This is a genomic window from Halorussus salinus (assembly GCF_004765815.2).
Lineage (GTDB): Archaea > Halobacteriota > Halobacteria > Halobacteriales > Haladaptataceae > Halorussus > Halorussus salinus.
In genome coordinates this window covers 229,905-248,360 of sequence record NZ_ML974127.1, presented here as the reverse complement: position 1 = coordinate 248,360, position 18,456 = coordinate 229,905, and the positions used below count along the sequence as shown (strand labels likewise).

The 18,456-nt window shown below is 65.1% G+C and carries 20 protein-coding genes and 1 tRNA gene; 9 read left to right on the top strand and 12 right to left on the bottom strand.

What is annotated here, in order from left to right:
- Positions 1-53: 53 nt before the first annotated feature.
- A complete protein-coding gene (locus tag EPL00_RS01230) occupies positions 54-644 on the bottom strand; it encodes a metal-dependent hydrolase (RefSeq protein WP_368407928.1) in 591 nt (196 codons plus the stop codon).
- Between the two features lie 93 nt (positions 645-737).
- Complete coding sequence (locus tag EPL00_RS01225; RefSeq protein WP_135852217.1) at positions 738-1,592, bottom strand: hypothetical protein; 855 nt, start codon at positions 1,590-1,592, stop codon at positions 738-740.
- A 204-nt stretch (positions 1,593-1,796) separates the two neighbouring features.
- Between EPL00_RS01225 and EPL00_RS01220 the strand changes: the two genes are divergently transcribed.
- The gene (locus EPL00_RS01220) at positions 1,797-2,645 is read left to right on the top strand and encodes an aldo/keto reductase (RefSeq protein ID WP_135852218.1); all 849 of its coding nucleotides are present in this window, start codon (positions 1,797-1,799) and stop codon (positions 2,643-2,645) included.
- 96 nt (positions 2,646-2,741) lie between these two features.
- Here EPL00_RS01220 and EPL00_RS01215 read toward each other — a convergent pair whose 3' ends face one another.
- The 4 genes from EPL00_RS01215 to EPL00_RS01200 form a co-directional block, all read right to left on the bottom strand.
- A complete protein-coding gene (locus EPL00_RS01215; RefSeq protein WP_135823231.1) occupies positions 2,742-2,936 on the bottom strand; it encodes a cold-shock protein in 195 nt (64 codons plus the stop codon).
- Positions 2,937-3,042: 106 nt separating this feature from the next.
- The gene (gene fer, locus EPL00_RS23980) at positions 3,043-3,765 is read right to left on the bottom strand and encodes a ferredoxin Fer (protein WP_135852219.1); all 723 of its coding nucleotides are present in this window, start codon (positions 3,763-3,765) and stop codon (positions 3,043-3,045) included.
- A gap of 173 nt (positions 3,766-3,938) precedes the next feature.
- Entirely contained in the window at positions 3,939-4,292 is a 354-nt protein-coding gene (locus tag EPL00_RS01205; protein WP_135852220.1) for a hypothetical protein, read from the bottom strand.
- 271 nt (positions 4,293-4,563) lie between these two features.
- A tRNA-Phe gene (locus EPL00_RS01200) sits at positions 4,564-4,637 on the bottom strand.
- Positions 4,638-4,734: 97 nt separating this feature from the next.
- On the opposite strand from EPL00_RS01200, the gene EPL00_RS23975 reads away from it, so the two are divergent.
- Positions 4,735-4,842, top strand: a complete 108-nt coding sequence (locus EPL00_RS23975; RefSeq protein ID WP_135852221.1) for a zinc ribbon domain-containing protein — start codon at positions 4,735-4,737, stop codon at positions 4,840-4,842.
- Here the strand turns inward: EPL00_RS23975 and EPL00_RS01190 are convergent.
- Complete coding sequence (locus EPL00_RS01190) at positions 4,839-5,402, bottom strand: hypothetical protein (RefSeq protein ID WP_135852222.1); 564 nt, start codon at positions 5,400-5,402, stop codon at positions 4,839-4,841. The two genes, EPL00_RS23975 and EPL00_RS01190, sit on opposite strands and share 4 nt — an antisense overlap.
- Positions 5,403-5,854: 452 nt before the next feature.
- Between EPL00_RS01190 and EPL00_RS01185 the strand changes: the two genes are divergently transcribed.
- Positions 5,855-6,973 (top strand): HNH endonuclease, encoded by a 1,119-nt coding sequence (locus tag EPL00_RS01185; RefSeq protein WP_135852223.1) that lies wholly within the window; start codon positions 5,855-5,857, stop codon positions 6,971-6,973.
- A gap of 77 nt (positions 6,974-7,050) precedes the next feature.
- Here EPL00_RS01185 and EPL00_RS01180 read toward each other — a convergent pair whose 3' ends face one another.
- Positions 7,051-7,728 carry an ABC transporter permease gene (locus EPL00_RS01180; protein WP_135852224.1) on the bottom strand — a complete coding sequence of 226 codons (678 nt, stop codon included), beginning with the start codon at positions 7,726-7,728 and terminating at the stop codon, positions 7,051-7,053.
- 227 nt (positions 7,729-7,955) lie between these two features.
- Between EPL00_RS01180 and EPL00_RS01175 the strand changes: the two genes are divergently transcribed.
- Together EPL00_RS01175 and EPL00_RS01170 are read left to right on the top strand one after the other, a co-directional pair.
- Positions 7,956-8,915, top strand: coding sequence for an ABC transporter ATP-binding protein (locus EPL00_RS01175; protein WP_135852225.1), 960 nt, complete (start codon positions 7,956-7,958; stop codon positions 8,913-8,915).
- Positions 8,912-9,733 (top strand): ABC transporter permease subunit, encoded by an 822-nt coding sequence (locus EPL00_RS01170; RefSeq protein ID WP_135852226.1) that lies wholly within the window; start codon positions 8,912-8,914, stop codon positions 9,731-9,733. Before EPL00_RS01175 ends, EPL00_RS01170 begins: the two co-directional genes overlap by 4 nt.
- 267 nt (positions 9,734-10,000) lie before the next feature.
- On the opposite strand, the gene EPL00_RS01165 is transcribed toward EPL00_RS01170, so the two are convergent.
- The 3 genes from EPL00_RS01165 to EPL00_RS01155 form a co-directional block, all read right to left on the bottom strand.
- Positions 10,001-11,200 (bottom strand): Cdc6/Cdc18 family protein, encoded by a 1,200-nt coding sequence (locus EPL00_RS01165; protein ID WP_135852227.1) that lies wholly within the window; start codon positions 11,198-11,200, stop codon positions 10,001-10,003.
- 905 nt (positions 11,201-12,105) lie between these two features.
- Positions 12,106-12,339, bottom strand: coding sequence for a DUF7385 family protein (locus EPL00_RS01160; protein WP_135852228.1), 234 nt, complete (start codon positions 12,337-12,339; stop codon positions 12,106-12,108).
- A gap of 58 nt (positions 12,340-12,397) precedes the next feature.
- Positions 12,398-13,393, bottom strand: coding sequence for a hypothetical protein (locus tag EPL00_RS01155; protein ID WP_135852229.1), 996 nt, complete (start codon positions 13,391-13,393; stop codon positions 12,398-12,400).
- A gap of 118 nt (positions 13,394-13,511) precedes the next feature.
- Between EPL00_RS01155 and EPL00_RS01150 the strand changes: the two genes are divergently transcribed.
- Complete coding sequence (locus EPL00_RS01150; protein ID WP_135852230.1) at positions 13,512-14,609, top strand: WD40/YVTN/BNR-like repeat-containing protein; 1,098 nt, start codon at positions 13,512-13,514, stop codon at positions 14,607-14,609.
- Positions 14,610-14,853: 244 nt separating this feature from the next.
- Here EPL00_RS01150 and EPL00_RS01145 read toward each other — a convergent pair whose 3' ends face one another.
- Positions 14,854-15,057 carry a heavy-metal-associated domain-containing protein gene (locus EPL00_RS01145; RefSeq protein ID WP_135852231.1) on the bottom strand — a complete coding sequence of 68 codons (204 nt, stop codon included), beginning with the start codon at positions 15,055-15,057 and terminating at the stop codon, positions 14,854-14,856.
- Positions 15,058-15,428: 371 nt separating this feature from the next.
- Here EPL00_RS01145 and EPL00_RS01140 point away from each other — a divergent pair, with 371 nt between their 5' ends.
- The 3 genes from EPL00_RS01140 to EPL00_RS01130 all read left to right on the top strand — a co-directional run bounded on the left by EPL00_RS01140 (position 15,429) and on the right by EPL00_RS01130 (position 18,393).
- Positions 15,429-15,998, top strand: a complete 570-nt coding sequence (locus EPL00_RS01140) for a hypothetical protein (RefSeq protein WP_135852232.1) — start codon at positions 15,429-15,431, stop codon at positions 15,996-15,998.
- A gap of 77 nt (positions 15,999-16,075) precedes the next feature.
- On the top strand, positions 16,076-17,146 hold the full coding sequence (locus tag EPL00_RS01135) for a TIGR00341 family protein (protein WP_202932518.1): 1,071 nt from the start codon (positions 16,076-16,078) through the stop codon (positions 17,144-17,146).
- A complete protein-coding gene (locus EPL00_RS01130; RefSeq protein WP_135852233.1) occupies positions 17,143-18,393 on the top strand; it encodes a hypothetical protein in 1,251 nt (416 codons plus the stop codon). The genes EPL00_RS01135 and EPL00_RS01130 overlap by 4 nt, the downstream gene beginning before the upstream one ends.
- Positions 18,394-18,456: the final 63 nt, after the last annotated feature.

Genomic DNA, 18,456 nt, shown 5'->3' with positions numbered 1-18,456 from the left:
GTGCGGTTAGAGGGCGTGCGAAGCCTTCTCGTGGGTTCCCGTCGGTCCGAAAATCAGTCCTCCAGCAGTTGCGCGGCGACGGCCGAAGGCAGTCGGTCCGCAACGTTCTCACCGAGGTCCACGAGACGCTTCCGAACGAGCGTGTAGCCTGCCGAGACGCCCAACAGCGCGAGGACGACCGCCTGCAACTGGTCGGTGTACAGCACGCCCGGCACCGCGAACACCGCCGCCGCGAGTAGGTCCTCTGGCGCGCCGTCGTAGCGAATCCAACGTCGGGGTCGAATCCATCGCCCGTTGAAGTGGTCGTACACCGCTTCGTCGGAGGTCGCCTCCCACGGCCGGAGTTCGAGACCGCCGCCGAACGCGTCGCTGGCGGAGTGAAGCGCCGCCGAGGAGAGGAAGGCCCCGACCGCAATCGTGACCGCGGACGGCGCGAGCGCGGCGAGCGCAAGCGCCGGAACCGCCGCGAGCGAGTAGTACACCGGGAAGTGGAGGTCCTTCCGGTGGTCGCCCGCGAGGTCGAGGTCGGGGAACAGTCCGCCGACGCCCCCCGCCGCGATGGCCACGGTGGCGTACTCGGGCGCGACGAACAGCGCGACCGCTCCGAGCGCCATCCCGAACAGGGCGTGGGTAGTCGCCATCATCGTACCGCGAGGTAGGTGGCACGCGTATTCAAATCTGTTGCTCGCAAAAGGACGATATTCGTTAGGTCTCGGGACTTCTCACGGCGGGATTCCTCACGGTCGGACCGAGACGAGCGTCAGCGCCGCCAGCAGTCCGCCTTCGACGAACCCCGCGCCGTGCGCGAAGATGTTGGTGAACGTCCCGTTCGCGGTCGGGTCGGCCGGAAAGAGTCCGTAGACGAGCCAGACCAACAGCGCGAACACCAACCCGACGTACAGCAGGTCGAAGCCGACCTGCTGGTAGTGGTCGTCGCCGTAGGTCCGGCCGCGCGTCCGCGAGACGATGCCCGAGACCGCCAGCGCGAGTCCGGTTCCGACCGCCGCGCCTTCGAGGAGACCCACCCGTCCGGCGTAGATCCAGAGCAGTTCCCCGAGCAGAAGCAGGAGCGCGAACTGGCCCACGAAGAAGACCGTCTCGCGCGAGTAGGTCCGCCGGAGGTTGACCCCGACCGCCGCTAGCAGGAATCCGCCGAAGCCAGCGACGACGCCCGAGAAGCCCCGCGAGACGGGCGATGCGCCGGGGAACCGCGTTTCGAGGATGGCGTAGCTCGTGAGGTTGACCGCGACCGGAAGGACGAGCAGGAACACGGGGAGCGTCCGGCGGAACCACGCCCGGCGGTCGGCGTGCAGGCAGACGAGGTAGGTCACGACCGCCAGCGAGACGTACCCGCCGAGGTTGCTCAGCAGGTGGGTCGAATCGGCGTGGACGTACGCCGCGGTGAGGAGGGTGTGGGGCGCGAGCGCGGCGTGGTCGAACGCGAGGTTCGCGTGGACGGCCGCGGGGAGCAGGACCTCGACCCCGACGAGGACGAGTGCGACAACCGCGATGGCCCCGAGGTCGGCCGCGACCGCCGACCGCGGGTAGCCGAAGGTGGTGGGTGGGTCCGTGGCGACGCGCGCGTCGGACATGTCCTACTCCTTCGACGGGGACCCTCAAAAGTATCTGGCCCGAAACTCAGGCGTGGATTTCGATTCGATGGTCGAGTTCCGAGTTCGACAGGAGACCGCAGGACCGCCACGAGCCCACCGAACCACACCGAACCGCACCGAAGCCGACGCCGCCGAGGAGACCGCCGCCAGAACCCCTATTGGCCGTCGGCGAGACGAATCGGTATGGTCGAAGTCAGCGAGAACCGGAGCGACACGTTCGACATCGGCGGCGAGTTGACGGTCCATCGCCTCGCGTACGGCGCGATGCGACTCACGGGCGAGGAGATAATCGGCCCGCCGGACGACGAGGAGCAAGCCCGCGAGGTCCTCCAGCGCGCGGTCGAGATGAACGTCGATTTCGTGGACACCGCCGACTCCTACGGACCGGGAGTCAGCGAGCGAATCGTCCGGGAAGCCATCGACCCCGAGGAGGTCGTCGTCGGGACCAAGGCCGGACTCCTGCGCAATCGGTCTGGCGACTGGATTCCCCACGGCGACCCCGACTACTTCCGGAATCAGGTCCTCTGTAGCCGCGACCGCCTCGGCGTCGAGAGCATCGACCTCTACCATTTGCACACCCCGGACGTGGACTGCTCGTTCGAGGACGCGGTCAACACCTTCGCCGAGTTGAAAGACGACGGACTCGTGGACCACGTCGGCCTGAGCAACGTCTCGGTCGAGCAGTTGGACGAGGCCCGCGAGATGGTCGAAATCGCGACGGTCCAGAACGAGTACAACGTCGGCAACCGCGACCACGAGGACGTACTGGAAGCCTGCGAGGAGGCCGGTATCGGCTTCGTCTCCTACTTCCCCATCGGCGGCGGCGAGTTGGGCGACAAGGAGTCCGTACTGGAAGATGTGGCCGACGACCGCGACGCGACGCCCCGGCAGGTCGCGCTGGCGTGGCTCCTCCAGCACTCGCCGGTGACGATTCCGATTCCGGGGACCTCCAGCGTGGACCACTTGGAGCAGAACGTCGCGGCCTCCGCGCTCGAACTGTCGGACGACGAGATGGCGCGACTCGACGAGTAACGTCTCCGGAACCCCGTCACGATTCTGCACTGCGACCGCTACTCGGTCGCTCGGCGCTCGAAAAATGAAGTAGTTGTATCTGAAAGTCCGACCGAATTACAGTCGCTGGACGTTGGTCGCGCGCGGACCCTTGTCTGCCTGCTCGATGTCGAACTCGATTTCCTGTCCCTCTTCGAGGTCCGGGCCGCCAACGTCTTCCATGTGGAAGAAAACGTCCTCGTCCTCGTCCTCAGTGTCGATAAAGCCGTAACCGCCCGTGTCGTTGAAGAAATCAACCGTACCTTTCGCCATTGCAACCGTAGAGAGACCCGTCCGACGTATAAGGCTTCCGAGAGAGATAGTGTCACGGACGCGAAAGACGGAGTGACGAGCGGACGTTTGCCCACCCGGACCGCGCTCACCGATTCGGATACGCGTTCTCGAACGGCTGGGGCGGCAACAGCAGGTCGTCGAGTTCGGGCATGTGCTTGACGTTGTAGACGACCTTCAGTTCGTCCGTAATCGGCATCCCGTTGCACGAGAGCCGAAAACCCTCATCCATCAACTCGTCGGGGAGGACGTGGCTGGCTGGCATCGACAACTCGCCGTCGAGGAGTAAGATGGCACAGTTCGCACACGCCCCGCCGCGGCAGGCGAAGGGCCACGCGAATCCGCGGTCCTCAGCGGCCTCCAGTAGCGACTCGCCGGGGTGGACCTCGAACGCGCCGTAGTCCTCGTCGTCCAAGCCCGCCGCGGCCGCCTTCCCGAAGAGGTCGTCGTCGTCCGTCTCCCACCCGAAGTCGCTCAGCACCTCGTAGTTGAGATACTCGACATCCGAGGAGACCTGTCCCGGTTTCGGTTCCGGCTCTGGTTCCGGTTGGGACGCGGTGCGCTCGCCGCCCGTCCCGAAATTTGTCTCCCCGGTGTCGGTCTCGCCCGCGCTCGCAGTCGTCTCGGCCTCAGTCCCGTTTGGCTCGTAGCCCGCCTGAATCCGCTCGTAGGCCCGCCGGACCGCTTGGAACTCCTCGACCGACCCGCCTTGGTCCGGATGGGCTTCTTTCACCCGCCGCCTGTACGCCTGCTCTACCTCCTCGTCGTCGGCGTCTTCATCGACGAGTAACACGTCGAACGGGGACTCCATCACGTTGAGCTAGCGAAATCCCAAGTATAAACCTTGGCTAAGTGGTCGGACGGGCGTCGATAGAAGACGTGTCTCCTCGCGAATCTGAGCGTCACTGGGATAGTCAGAACGTCTGACGCTTCGCGCGGTTCCGGGAGTTAGTCGAAGCACTGACCGCCGTCCGGGAAAGCAGATTAGTTCCTCCCTCCTTTTTTCTCTGGTTCGTCGTCGTGAAACAGCTTCTTCTCACCGGATTCGTGCCAAAAGTGCCAGCCGAGTAAGGCAACAATCTCGTCGGTCGAACAGTCCGAAAGGCGCGTGTGTTCGACCTGTTCGACGGTTGATTCTTCGAATCGAGTCGGAAGTTCCGGAGGAGGCGTTATTTCGCTCGCGTACTCGTTCACGTACTCACTCCACCGCATCACTACCGAGAGGTCGATTTCGTCGCCCTCAACCAGTTGTTCAATCGTGATGCTGTCGCCAATCTGCTCCTCTCGGCACGGATGGGGTGGAAGGTCGTCGGGGATTGCTTCGTTTTGAGAACACATGCGAGACTGATAGATATTCACATGGCATTAATGCTGTGTCGTCGGTCGGACCTGTATTTCCGGACTCTGCCGCTGTACGGGATGCAGAACGAAGTGCGAGAGAATGCTGTTTCCCGGATTTGAACCGGAGCAAGACAGTCCGGGATGCTCACTTCGTTGCGCTTCCGGGCTGTGACTTGCAGGGTTCAAATCCTGTCGGGGTGCATTCCGGATTTCGACGCACTCCGCTCGGCGATAAAACGCCTCGCTGGTGGTGTCGAAATCCAAGAAGTGCCGCCTCCCGGATTTGAACCGGGGACAGCTCGATCTTCAGTCGAGTGCTCTCCCAGTCTGAGCTAAGGCGGCGCATTCGGTACGAGGCGCATGAAAAAGAAAAGCGTTTCGAAACACCACGACAGCGGCGGGACAAACGCTTAGTTCCTCACTATCGAAGCATACAGACATGGGAGACCCGGCCTGCTACCTCGACTTCTGCCCCGAGTGCGACGCGCAGGTGACTATCGCCGACGAGGAGTGCCCCGACTGCGGAACCGAAATCGAAGAGACCTAGGCGACCTTCCGGCGCTCGGCGAAGCGCGTCTTGCCGCTCTCGGAGTGGACCACGGTGACGATGGTCACGTAGCCGTCGTTGGCGCTGATCTGCATCCCGCCGGTGAAGCCTACGTCCACGCGCCTCGTGGAGACGTGCGACTCGCCGGGGTCCAGTGTGCCGACCGACTCGTTGCCCGACCACAGCACCTCGCCGTCGGCGAGCATCGCCGTGGCGACCCGGACCTCCTCGCGGGTCTCGTCGCCGGAGTTGGTCAGTCGCGCCGTCACGTCTCGGCAGGTGCTTCCACACTCCTCGATGGTCTCGATGGTGAATGCGTACTCCGAACTCATACTCGTCGTCGCTGTCGCGTCGTGCCTGTCGCTCGATTCGTCCCCGGCGTCGGTCGCAGGTGTCGCAGTATCGGTCGCAGGTCGCGCGGTCGTCGGCGACGAGGTCGCCGTCGAGTCGCCCGCGCCAGCGTCGGTGTCGCCGCCGAGGTCCGCCCCGCCAGCGAACAGGACGCCAGCGCCGAGGACGCCGACCAGCACGACGACCGCGACCACCGCTCGCCGACTCACCGAACCACCTCGTAGAGACCCACCCGAGGGCTGACGTGCCAGTCCATCGCCGTGGGCTTACGGGTATGATAGTATAGGTTTGATGGCTCACGGCTTCGACGGCTCGCAGACTGGTCGAACCGACCGACTCCGACAAGGGTAACTACGTCTCGACCGTAGTCTTGCGCGATGAGTGGAAAACTGTCGTCGGTAGCAAAGGTCGCCGTTGCACTGTTCGTTGTCGTGGAACTGTTCGCACTCGTGGAGTGGGCGTCGAACGCGGACGCGATTTGAGACCGGTCGTTTCGAGTGAGTTGGGCAGTTGGAGCAAGTTGGATAGTTCGAGTGAGTCGAGTATTTCGAGCGAATCAGACGAGTCGAGCAAGGTGGCCAGAATCGAGTACGTTGGTCACGACGACTTCCCTCCGGACCGACTCGAGGAGACTATATCTCTCGAATAAGTCCGCGATGACATGAACGACGTGTTCCGAATCGGCGACCGGTACCGGGACAAGGGGAGTCCGAACGTCCCCGCCGACGAGTTCCTGCGCCCGATTCGCGGGTCGCTGGACGCCGGAATCAAGAACACGGGCGGGATTCGGGAGTTGAGTTCGAACGTGGCCGACCACCCCGCGGCGCTCGTCCTCGTCTCGAACGACGACGGCGTGTCCCAACACGCCGACCCGTGGCAGGACCTCCTCGCGACTTCGCTCGGTCGCATCGACTACTGGGGCGACGCCAAGCGCGGGACCCCCTACGACGAGTCGGCCCAGAACCGGAAGGTCAAGCGCGCGTTCGACGCCGCCGCGAAGGGGAACCGCGAGGAGGTCCCGCCCGTCCTCGTGTTCCGCAAGCCCGAGCCGGGAGTCGTGGCGTTCTGTGGACTCTGTGTCCCGGACTACTTCGAGGTGAAACGGTACACGGACGACGAGGAGAACCGGATTCCGAACTACCGGTTTCACTTCACGGTCCTGAACACCGCCACCGTCTCGCCGACGTGGCTCCACGACCGCGTCCGGTCGAACAGCGACGAGCGAGCGCCCGAGGTCTGGCGCGAGTGGGTCCGAACCGGCGAGGCGAAGCAGTGGCCGACCGGCGAAGTCGTGAGCGACGCGAGCGGGACACACCGGCGGGGTTGGACTCGACCGCGGGACGAGAGTCGGGAACGGGACGGAACTCGCCGACGAGGAGGGACCGTCGGGCGGTACGAGCGCGAGGAGGTCGCGGTCAGCGACCGGTTCCGGCGCGCGGTACTGGACAGGTACGGGAACGAGTGCGTCGTGACGGGAATCGACGAGCCACCCCTGCTCGACCTCGCGCACGTCGTACCCCGGAGCGAGTGTCCGGAGTCGGCCGAGGACCCGGAGAACGCGCTCGTGTTGAATCCGCTCCATCACCGAGCCTTCGACGCCGACCTGTTCACGCTCGATGCGGAGCGCCGGATTCGGGCCAGTCCGTCGTTCGACCCCGGCCACCCGTTCCTCCGGGAGACCGTCGTCGAGCGGCAGGGTGAGGTGGTGTCGGTGCCCGAGGGCGCTCGACTGGGCGAGGAGTATCTGGCGACGCGAAATTCGGGGTTACGCTGGCTGTAGCCCGCCGCCAACTGATTCGCAATCGGCTACGCGAGCAGTTTCTCGCGGTCGGTTACGGAGCAGTTTCTCGCAGTCGGTTACGAAGACAGTTGCTCGTCCAACAGCCGTCTGACGTAGGGGCTAACGTCGTGTTTCAGGACGTTCGCGCCCATGATGAGCGTCCACCCCGACAGACCCAAGAAGATGAGAACGAAGACAGTCACGACGAGAGCGTTGTTTCCCGCCCAGAGGCTCGTCCCGAACAGTTGGTCAAGCGACCACAGGACGGCACTGAGTGCGAATCCCGCGGCACCGAGGGCCATGACGGCGTTCGCGTACTTCGTCCAGCGACTCCCCGTCAACCGCGCTTCGGTCTCGGTTTCGGTGGCGTCTCGCACCTCGGCCTCGGTCCGGAGTTCGAGGGTAGCGAGCGAACCCGCGTCGTCGCCGTCGGCCGCGTACTCGTCGCGGCGAACGCGGGCGGTTTCTATCAGGTCGTCGCGGTCGTACTCCCGGAGTTCGCGGATGCGCTCGACGGTGAGATACGCGTCGGAGAGCGCCGCCCGAAGCTCCTCGTCCGAGGCGTCGTCGAACGCCAGTTCGAGCTGTCTGTCCGAAAGGTCGGCGAGGAGTCGAAAGTCGAACGTCCCGGCCTGCAATCGGTCGCGGATGCGCTGTTGGTCGCGCCGTTTCTTGTTCTCGTTCAACTCCTCGAAGTCGTTCCTGAGGCGTCGCCGTTGGGTCTTGGTGAGGAGCGACGCCGATTTCCGACTCATTACCCCCATATCATCTCGTTAGGTTGTTATATCCACCGAAAACGCGGGTATTGAGAAATCGTTGTACGCGAATATCTCGTCGCTACGGGGTGTATCGGTCGGAGAGCGACCCCGGACGGGAGAGGAACTCGAACGCCGAAATATCGGGTGTATGGACCTCTTCGTCGGATACAGCCGCAAAAACGAAGTTACCCCTTTATCGTCGTCACTCGGCGACCACGAATCGCATGTCGGTAATAGAGACGAGCGACCTGACGAAACGCTTCGGCGACGTAACTGCCGTCGATGGACTGACCTTCGAGGTCGAGGAGGGCGAGGTGTTCGGCTTCCTCGGTCCGAACGGCGCGGGGAAATCGACCGCCATCAACGTCCTGCTCGGGTACATGTCGCCCACCGCCGGGAGCGCCACTATCCTCGGTCACGACGCGGAGACCGAATCGCGCGCCCTTCGGGCACGGACCGGCGTTCTCCCGGAGAACGTCGAGGTCTACGACCGACTGACGGGGCGAGAACACGTCGCGTCCGCGATTCGCATCAAGGACGCCGCCGACGACCCCGAACGACTCCTCTCGCGGGTCGGTCTCGACCCCGAGGCGTGGGACCGTCGGGCGGGCGGCTACTCGACCGGGATGGCCCAACGGACGGCGCTGGCGACCGCCCTCGCCGGTGACCCGGACCTCCTCGTCTTGGACGAACCCCAGTCCGGTCTCGACCCCAACGGGATGCAGGAGATTCGGGACATCGTTCTCGAGGAGGCCGCCGACGGGACGACCGTCTTCTTCTCGTCGCACATCCTCCCGGAAGTCGAGGCCGTCAGCGACCGCGTGGGGGTGATGCGGGCCGGAGAGATGGCAGCAGTGGACGATATCGACACCCTCCGAAGGCAGTGGACGGACGAGACGGTCGTCCGAGCGACGGTCGCCGATCCACCGATTCGCCCCGAAACGGTGACGGACCTCGATGGCGTCGAGGAGGTGCAGGTCGATGGCGACCGGGTGACCGTCTCCTGCCGGACTCCTCGGGCGAAGGGACGGACGGTCGCGGCGCTCGAACGGACCGGCGGCGTCGCCGACTTCGAGGTCGAGGAGGGAAGCCTCGAAGACACGTTCACGGCGCTCACGGGCGGTGCGGACGCGGGCGAGGGGGCCGCGGCGACGCGAAGCGACGACCCGGAGGTGTCGGCGTGACCGACCTCGGGTCGGTGGTCGGCGTCGTCAGACAGGACCTGCTGGACGTTCGGCGAGCGCGACTGATGCAAGCGGTCCTCGGACTCTACGTCCTCTTCGTCGGCGTCATCTTCGTCGGCGTCGCGCTCACCGAGGGCCAGACGGTCCACACAGCGATTCAACTGACGGTGGTCGTCGGGTTCCTGTTCGTGCCGCTGGTGTCGCTGCTCGCGAGCTACCTCGCCATCGCGGGCGAACGCGACTCCGGGACGATTCGGTTCCTGCTGGGTTACCCGCTTGAACGGAGCGACGTGCTACTCGGTAAGTACGTCTCCCGATTCGGTCTCGTCGCAGTGGCGGTGGGTCTCGCCTTCCTCGTCGCCGGGGCCGCGTCGATGCAGTTGTTCGACCGGCCGCGACTCGACACGGTCGCGACCTTCGGTGGGCTGACGCTCCTGTTCGCGGGGTCGTACGTGGGCGTCGGCGTCGCCGTCTCCGCCGTGAGCGACAGTCGAAGCCGAGCGATGACGAACACGGTCGCGATGTACTTCGTGTTCACCCTCCTCTGGTCGCGCATCTCGCCCGTCACCGTCCCGCAGGTTATCGCCGGTGGGGCGGACTTACTACTCGGCGTCCAGTTCTCGGGCGGACTCTGGCGGGTCTTCACCGCGCTGAGTCCCACGGAGTCGTACTTCCGGTCGCTCCAACTCCTCCCCGGCAGCGCGTTCGAGACGAGCGGGTCGGTCAGTGGCGTCACCGTGGTCGCCGTACTTCTCGCGTGGATGGTCGTCCCGCCTGCACTCGGCTACCTGTCGTTCGCCCGCGCCGACATCGACTGACGACGTAGTTCGTGGGGCGCGTTGACAGGCTTCGGCCCTCCAACCCGCTGACGGTCTTCGACTCTTTAGCCCCCTCCTGCTTCGGCCCTCCAGCCCCCTCCTGCTTCGGCCCTCCAGCCCCCTCCTGCTTCGGCCCTCCGACTCCCCGACCTGCGTCGGCTCTGCGGCTCTGACCCGCTTCGGCCATCTCCCGCGTCCCCCGAATTTCCGAGTTCCGGCGTTCCCGATTCGCCGGACGTTCCGCTCGCCGTCCCGAAAACAGAGCCGCTACACCGCCTCTTCTTCGTCCAGTTCGTCGCAGACCTCGAACACTACGTCGGGGTCCATGTCGAGGTCGTACTCGTGGTACGACCCGCCCTTCCGGCCCTCGTTCTCCTCGCGCCGGAGGAGGAACCCGAGCATGTAGAGGTCGCTGAGGTGGTTCTGGATGCTCTTGAGCGTGGTCAGTGGCTCCTCGGCGCGCTTGGCGGCGACGCGCCGGTACATCTGCATGATCTCCTTCGAGCGGGCGGGCGTCTCGCCGACGTGGTCGAGTTGGGCGACCGCTTCGAGGACGAGGCGGGCGTGCAGCGACTGGTCCTCGATTTTGTCCTGTAGGCGGCCGCGCTTGACCGCCTCGCGGGCGAGGCCGATGTGGTCGTCCTCGACCATCGGTTCGTCGTTGCCCTCCGCGATTTCCGCGCCCTTCCGGAGGAGGTCGATGGCCTGTCGGGCGCTCCCGGTGTCGCGGCCCGCGACCGCGGCGGCCTTGGCGATGGCGCTGTTCGAGTAGCTGTCGTCCGAGAGGGCTTTCTCGGCGCGGTCGTGGAGAATTGCTCTGAGTTCGTTGGCGTCGTAGGTCGAAAACGAGATTTCCTCCTCCTTGAGCGCGTCTTGGACCTTCGCCGAGAGGCGCTGGCGGAAGGTGTAGTTGTTGCTGATGCCGATGACGCCGATGCGAGCCTCGGCGATGTGGTCGTTCGCGCGAGCGCGGGGGAGTTCGTACAGCAGTTCGTTGGCGTCTTGGAGGTGGTCGATTTCGTCCAACACCACGAGGTGAGTGCCGCCGAGGCGGTCGAGTTGGCTGTAGAACTCCTCCAAGGCGTCGGCCGTCGAGAGGCCCTTCTTCGGGAACGACGCGCTCTCGTCGGGGAGGAGTCCGTTCACCAAGGTCCGGACCGCGCTGAACATCGTGTCGCCGTTGCAGTTGTGGCGGTGGACGTAGAGGTCGTCGGCCGCCTCGCGCTGGTCGGTCTCGGTCTGTAACTCGTCCAAGACGTAGCGCGTCACCGCGGTCTTGCCCACGCCCGCCTTCCCGTAGAGCATCACGTTCGAGGGGTTGCGACCGAACAGCACGTCTTTGAACGCGGATTTGTACTCGTCTATCTCCTCTTCGCGTTCGAGGATTTCGTCCGGCTGGTACTCCTCTTCGAGGACTTCCTTGTCGAGGAAGATGGTGTCCGTCACGTCGCTGAACAGCCCGCCCATTGTTCTCGGTCGAACCTCGAAGGAACAATATATAAAACCACTGTTCTCGTGTTTCGCGTGTTTTCAGTTCTTTAAGTAGTAGTGAGAGAGTAGATTTCGTGAGAAATACGTTTCAGAAGTGGAGGTAGGGAGTCCGAGAAGTGATTTGCCGCTACGCCAAGATATAAAATACTCAGGTATTTCGGATTTGAACCGAGGAGGCGACCTTCTCGCGGGAAAACAGACGAAACGTACTCTCCGTGTGTCCCGAAGAAGCAGTTCGGTTTTCCGGACGACGATGTTGACGACTCCGGCAGACCCGTCGGCGCAGGCGACTCTCTCGCTGCCGACACCGACGGTGTCCGCGATTCTCCCACCGACGACTCCCACGACTCTCCCACCGACGACTCCCACGACTCGTTCGGCCACGCCGACGCGTGCATCGACACTCGGGCATTCGCTAGCCGCCAGATAAAACAGACGAAATCTCCTCACCGACGCCGTTTTGGCACCGACGCCGTTTCGGGACCAACGCCATTCCGAGACCAACGCCGTTTCGATATCGACGCCATTCGGGGACCGACTCGCTCGCGGGAACAGGCGAAAGCTACTCTCCCTCCTCGCCCCGACCGCGGGAACATGCGTCGGGACCGCGGGAACATGCGTCGGGACCGCGGGAACATGCGTCGGGACCGCGGGAACGCGCGCCACGACTACGCTAACGAGTCCCAAGAACAGACGAAACGTACTCTCTCCGATACGCGAACCGACCCAGTGACTTCTCGGCCAGAACAGACGAAACCTCCTCTCTCACCGTTCTGGACCGCCGACTCCCGGAGTCCGGCCGCCGACGAGAACAGACGAAACCTCCTCTCTCCGTGGTCGGGACCACCGAACTTCGGCCCGCGTCCTCGGAGTCCACCGAGTCAGTGCTGATGCGTAAAGAGGAGTACGTCGTCGTCCACGGTCGTCACGCAGAGGTCGAGGACCTTGCTCAGTTCGAGGCTGTCGTACTCACCCGAACAGACCACCAAATCGTCGAAGGGCTCCTCGCAAGCCGGGCACGAGATGCTGACGGTGTTGCGGTAGGTCTTCACGCTGTCTGCCGATTCGTACGGGGTCAGTGACGAAATCAGCTCGTCGAGGTCGCTCTCGTTCATGGCGTGAGACTCCCGAAGTCCGGAATCGTGATAATCCTACTGCTCCGACAGTCCCGGATTACTCGGCGTCCGAGACGCGCTCCACGATGGTCCCGTTCTTGCCGACGGCCACGCTGGGACCAGCGACGCCGGAACTGCCGACGCCAGAACTGCCAACATTGGAATCGGCGTCGCCGGAACCGCCGAGAGCGACCCCGAGGAGCGTCTTGGACCCCGACCACCCGACGGGCGTCCAGTCGCGGCCGACCCGCCGGACGTAGATGCTCCCGTTCGACCCCGCCGCGAGGAGACGCCCGTCGCGCTGGGCCAGCGCCTCGACCGTGAAACTTCCGAGCGTGTAGGGCGTCCACGGGCGCGGGTCTCGTCGGTCGCGCTTCGACTCTCCCGACCGGCGACGTTCGTAGACGCGACCGTTGCCGCCGCCGACGACCACGCGGTCGGTCGAGGTGCTGACGGCGTAGAGGCTGTTCTGTGCGCCCGCGACGCCGGTCCGTTGCCAGCCCTCCGCAGTCGTCCGCCAGACGTTCGCGTTGCTGTCCACGGCGTAGCCGATGCCCTCGCTGTCGGAGCCGACCCCGGTGAGCGCCGTGCCGCCCGCGGGCTTGCGCCGGTCGTCCCAGTCGGGCGTCCCGGACTCGATTTCGCCGGGGAGCGAGTGGCCGCTCCCGTCGGCGAGAAGCAGTTTCTCGGTGCCGCGCTCGCCCGCGACCGCGATGGCGTGGAACGCGTTGCCGACGCCCACGGGTTCCGAAAAGTCGGCACGAGTCCGCGTTTCGAGGTCGTAGTAGCCGAGCGCGCCGTTCGCGCCGCCGAACCAGACGCGCTCGCCGTCGTCGGTGGCGGCGGCGCAGTAGAGGGTCGCTCCTCGCGCGCTCGGTCCGTCCTCCACGACGACGCCCCACTCGCCGTCCGACGAGCGACCGAGGACGCGACCGCGCTTGCCGACCGCGCACGGGCCGTAAGCCGTCCGAACCACGTCGTACAGGGTCGCGGACGCGGGCGAACCGACCGCCTTCCACGTGCCGGGTTTCATCTCGGGGTCGAACCTCCACATGCGACGGTAATCGCGGCCCGACCGAATAAAACCGGAATTTCGCGTAGAAGTACACACAGTCCCGGATTCTACACGCTGTGTGCGTTTCTTGTATTTATCGCTGGTACGGTGGTACGCAATGTGGGAACTTGGCCCCGATGCAGACGAACCCGAGTGGCACAGTGTCGAAAGTCCCTTCGAGAAGACCCTCTACGAGGTCGTGAGTACGGCCGAAGGGCCGTACGCCATCGGCTCCGGCGGCACGCTGGTCGCCAACCGACACGACGGTACGCAGGAACCCGACTGGGAGGTGATTCTGGACGACGGCCCGAAGACCCGCGACAACCAACTGCGCGGCCTCGACGTGACCGACGACGGCAAGCGCATCTGGTTCGCCGGGTCGTCGGGCGCGCTGGGGTGTTACGACGTGGTCGAGCGCCGGAAGTTCGACTACTCCAGCCCGAAGGAGATGACGAGTACGTGGGAAGGTCTCGCGGTCGCCGGGAAGCGCGGCTCCGAGAAGGTCCTCGTGGCCAACGGCTCGGGCGAGATTCTGCCCTTCACCATCGACGGCTTCGACGAGAACTGGGGCGTCGTCCACAAGCCCGCGAAGAAAGGCTCGAAGGTCGCCGCGCTCGCGGCCGGTCCCGACGGCTACGGCTACGCGGTGGACACGAGCGGCAACGCCTTCAAGACGACCAGAGACGACGGCTGGGAGAAAATCGGTATCGTCAACGCGCAGGTGAAGTTCTACGACATCTTCGCCGGTCCCGACAACCGCGTCTACGTCGCCGCGGGCGACGGCCGCATCTACCGCTACGACGACTCGTACCACGACTGGACCCCCATCGGCGTGACCGACGGCGGCGCGCTCCGCGCGTTCGACATCCACGGCGACCAGATGGTCGTCCTCGGCAACGACGGGAGCATCTACCAGCGCGACGACGAGGAGCGCTGGCAGGAGGTCCACTCGGGCACGAGCAACGACCTGTTGGACCTGACGCTGGGCGAACCCGACGTGGCGGTGGGCAAGTCCGGCACCATCCTCCAGCGACCCCGCGGCCGGACCGAACACGAGGGACTCAGCCCCGACGCAGACCAGTTCGACGCCCGCGGCGAGTACTGGGACGGCGACGACAACGACCCCGGCGAGACCGGCGACGGGACCGACGGGGACGGGACGACCGACGGCGCGACGACCGGCGACTCCTCGACGGGCGGTGAGACGACGACGTAGGTCGCCCGCCGAATCGCCGGTCGCCGACCGGCGTCCCGACGCCTGCGATCCTTCGTAACCCACCGTCGTCCGTCGTTGCAGTCCCGCTGACGTGACTGCGGCCGCTCCTCCTTTTTGTACTGTCTCGTCGCCCGGCGGTGGGTCTCGCTCGACCGCTCGACAGCGAGTCGCGTCGCGACCGGCGAGCGTCCGACTCCCGACGAGCGACCGGGACGCGTCGCGGAAAAAAGAGACGCCGGTCGGTCTACTGTTCGACGCTGTAGCCGATGTCGGCGACGGCTTCCGTCGCCGCGTCGAGGGACTCCTCGTCACCTTCGACGGTGACGGTTCCGGAGCTACTGTCGGCGGAGACGGACGCGACGCCCGAAAGCGCGGTCAGTTCCTGCTCGACGATTCGTTCACAGCTCTTGCACGACATACCGGTGACGCTGAGTTCGTGGCTTTGCATCGCATCTCGAAGATAAACTCGGACCGAGTTAATAACGGGAGAGCGTGCGTAATTTTAGCGTATAGAAGTTAAAATTCCATCGCGCCGAGAGCTTCGACAGTCGAGTCCGTTCGACCGGTCGAACGGTCCCGGTCCGAAACCGTAGTCGGCGCGCTATTCAAAAGTCGTTGGAGTAACCACTTGAACGTTAACCATTGTAAACTATAAATTTAATATATAGAATTTACAACTGAAATAAAGATTTTATCTGCACAATAATCACGTTTTTTAGGATTTCGGCCGGTATCATTCGCCGGACGCTCGGTCCGGGCGACCGTTCGGCGCGAACGGAGATGACCCCCGACCGAACAGCGTGATTTGTGTAGATAATTATGAAAGGAACGTACGCATTCTGTCCGAAGAGTGGCGCACCGCTCTCAGACGAACGGCACTACGACGAATACGGTCGGGTCACGCACCATCCGACGCGTGACCGCCACGAAGGAGCGACCCGGCCCGACGGCGAACTGACCACCGGCGCGATGCGCTCGTCGCGCGTCGCGCTGTTCAACCACTTCCGTAACTGTCACCGGCGGCATCACGACGCCGACGAGGAGTTGTACTCGAAAGTCGCGCTCAGTTTCGTCCGGCTCAAACGGACCGCGAGCAGTCGGACCGGCTGGGACCTCTACCTCTGGTACGCGGTCGGCGAACGCCTCGCTCGCGTCGGATACGACGTGGAGTGGATGAACAGCCACGTCGAACCGCGGTGTCCCGACTGCGCTGGCGACCTGCGATACGAGTCGGAAGTCGGCGATGGCGTGGCGGCGTACTGCGCCGTCGGCTGCACCGAGACGAACGCCGACCGACTGGAGGAGATACGACACCGAGTCGCCGAACTGTACCGACGCGCGTTCGAGGACGCCGACCGAATCGAATCCGATGAGTTGCGACTCCTGTGACCGCGGCCGCGGAGCGGGCCGTCGCGGCGACTTCGGGCGTTCGCTTCCACCGCCGACTCCGAGGCGCGAACCGTAGCATGGTCAGGAAAGATATGCGACTCGTCGAGATACTCGCACTGTCCGCGGACGCCCGCGAACGAATCGTCGGCCTGTTCGAGGAGCGCGACCTCGACTACGTGGTCACCGACGACGCCAGCGACACCGAGTCGTCGGCCATCATCAAACTCCTGTTGCCGGTTCGCGCGGTCGAGACGGTCCAGCGCCGGTTGGCCGACCTCGACCTGAGCGACGACCGCTACACCGTCGTCGTCAACACCAAGACGATAGTCTCCGGCGGCTTCGAGGAGGCGTGGATTTCTGACGCGGAAATCGAGTCCGTGAGTCGCCAGCGCGTCGCGCGCGACGAACTCCACTCGAAGGCCGCCGACCTCCTCCCGCAGTTCCTGATATACGTCCTGATGACCGCCATCAGCGCCACCGTCGCCACCGCGGGCGTCCTGCTGGACTCCCTGCCGGTAATGGTCGGCGCGATGGTCATCGCGCCCCTCCTCGGGCCGTCGATGGCGACCAGCGCCGCGACGGTCATCTACGACGAGGGCCTCTTCGTCGAGAGTACGAAGTACCAGATGACCGGTCTCGTCGTCGCGCTCGCCAGTTCGGTCGCGTTCGCGCTGGTCGTCAAGGCGTTCGCGGTCCCGAGTTCCGCGGTGAACATCCAGTCGAGTCTGGCGACCAGCAACCACACGTCGCCGACGTTCCTGCTGGTCGCGGTCGCGCTCTGTGCGGGCATGGCGGGCGCGGTCAGTCTCTCGACTAGCGGCCTCACGTCGCTGGTCGGGGTGATGATAGCCGCGGCCATCATGCCGCCAATCGGCGTCGTCGGCGTCGCCATCGCGTGGGCGCACCCGACGGTCGTCCTCGGGTCGAGCGCGGTCGTGCTGGTCAACATCTTCTCGATAAACGCCGCGGCCATCGTCTGCCTGTGGTACTTGGGCTACCACCCGACCGACTGGCGGGCGCTCCGCGAGACCCGGAGCCGGATGCTCAAGCGCGTGCTGTTGCTGGTCGCGCTGACGGTCGGACTGGCGACGTTCCTCACCGAGTTGGACGGTACCACCCTGCCGCTGTTGACGGGAGTGATTCGATGACCCGCGACGACGACGCTCCCGACGAATCTCCTCCCGACAACGACACCCCCGACGACATCACCCCCGACGACCGACCGCCGGAGTCAGGCGCGGACGAGAGACCGCCGGAGTCGGGCGCGGACGAGAGGCCACCGGAGTCGGACGCCGAGAACACGAACTTCGACACGCTCGTCGGCGTGCTGGCGACCGCGCTCCGAGTCCTCGCGCGCTTTCTCGCCATCGCGGGGAGCGTCGCGCTCGCCGGACTCCGCATCGGGGTCGCCTACGCCCGCGACGACGGCAATCAGCGTCGGGCGCGTCGATGGTTGCTCCTCGACGGCGACCGCTGGACCATCGTCGCGGTGATGGTCCTCGGCATCTTCGTCGGGTCGCTCACCCTCGGACTGACGAACGTCATCGGCGTCCGCGAGAGCAGTTTCGTCACGACGATGTTCAGCACCATCATCGCGGGCCTGTTCTCGTTCATCCCGCTGGTCATCGCGGTGAACCAACTCACCGTCTCGCGGCTGTTCGGGACGCCCGAGTCCCTCCGGGACCGCATCGACAGCGTCCACGAGTTCCGCCTTCGCGTCGAGGAGCTAGCGACCGACGTGAGAGTAGGTCCGACCGACCCGGCCGCTTTCTTGCGACTCGTCGCCAACGAGATGGGCGACCGGGCGGTAGCGCTCCAGTCGGTCGCCGACGAGGCGGGCGACGACCGGACGAGCGCGGAACTCGACGCCTTCGCCGAGCGAGTCGCCGCCCAATCGGACCGCATCGCCGAGGAGGTCCGGACGCCGGACCTGCCCGTCTTCGCCGTGCTGTCGCCGGTGATGAACGACGACTACTCCGGGCAGTTCAACCGGATTCGGCGGCTCCGCGCGCGGTTCGACGGGACGCTCCCCGACGCGGCCGACGACCTGCTGGAGGAGCTTCAGTCGGCGCTGGTCTCGCTGGACGTGACCCGCCAGTACTTCAAGATAATCTACCTCCAGCAGGAGTTGGCCCACCTCTCGCGGTTGCTCGCCTACAGCGGCACCGCGGCGTTCCTCACCTCGACGCTGGTGGTCATGATATACGCGAGCGGCTACCCGCCAGCCATCAGCGAGACCGCCCTGCTGTTGCTCGTGACGGTCTCGCTCGCGGTCGCGTTCAGTCCGCTAGCCATCCTGTTCGCGTTCGTCGTGCGCGTCGCCACGGTCGTCAAGCGAACGTCCGCGCCGGGCGCGTTCACGCCGAAGGGAGAGCGACCGTCCCACGCTCGCTGACGAACGCGCGACCCCGGAGCATCGACCCGACGACCGATTCCAATCGGCCACTGCCGACGGCCA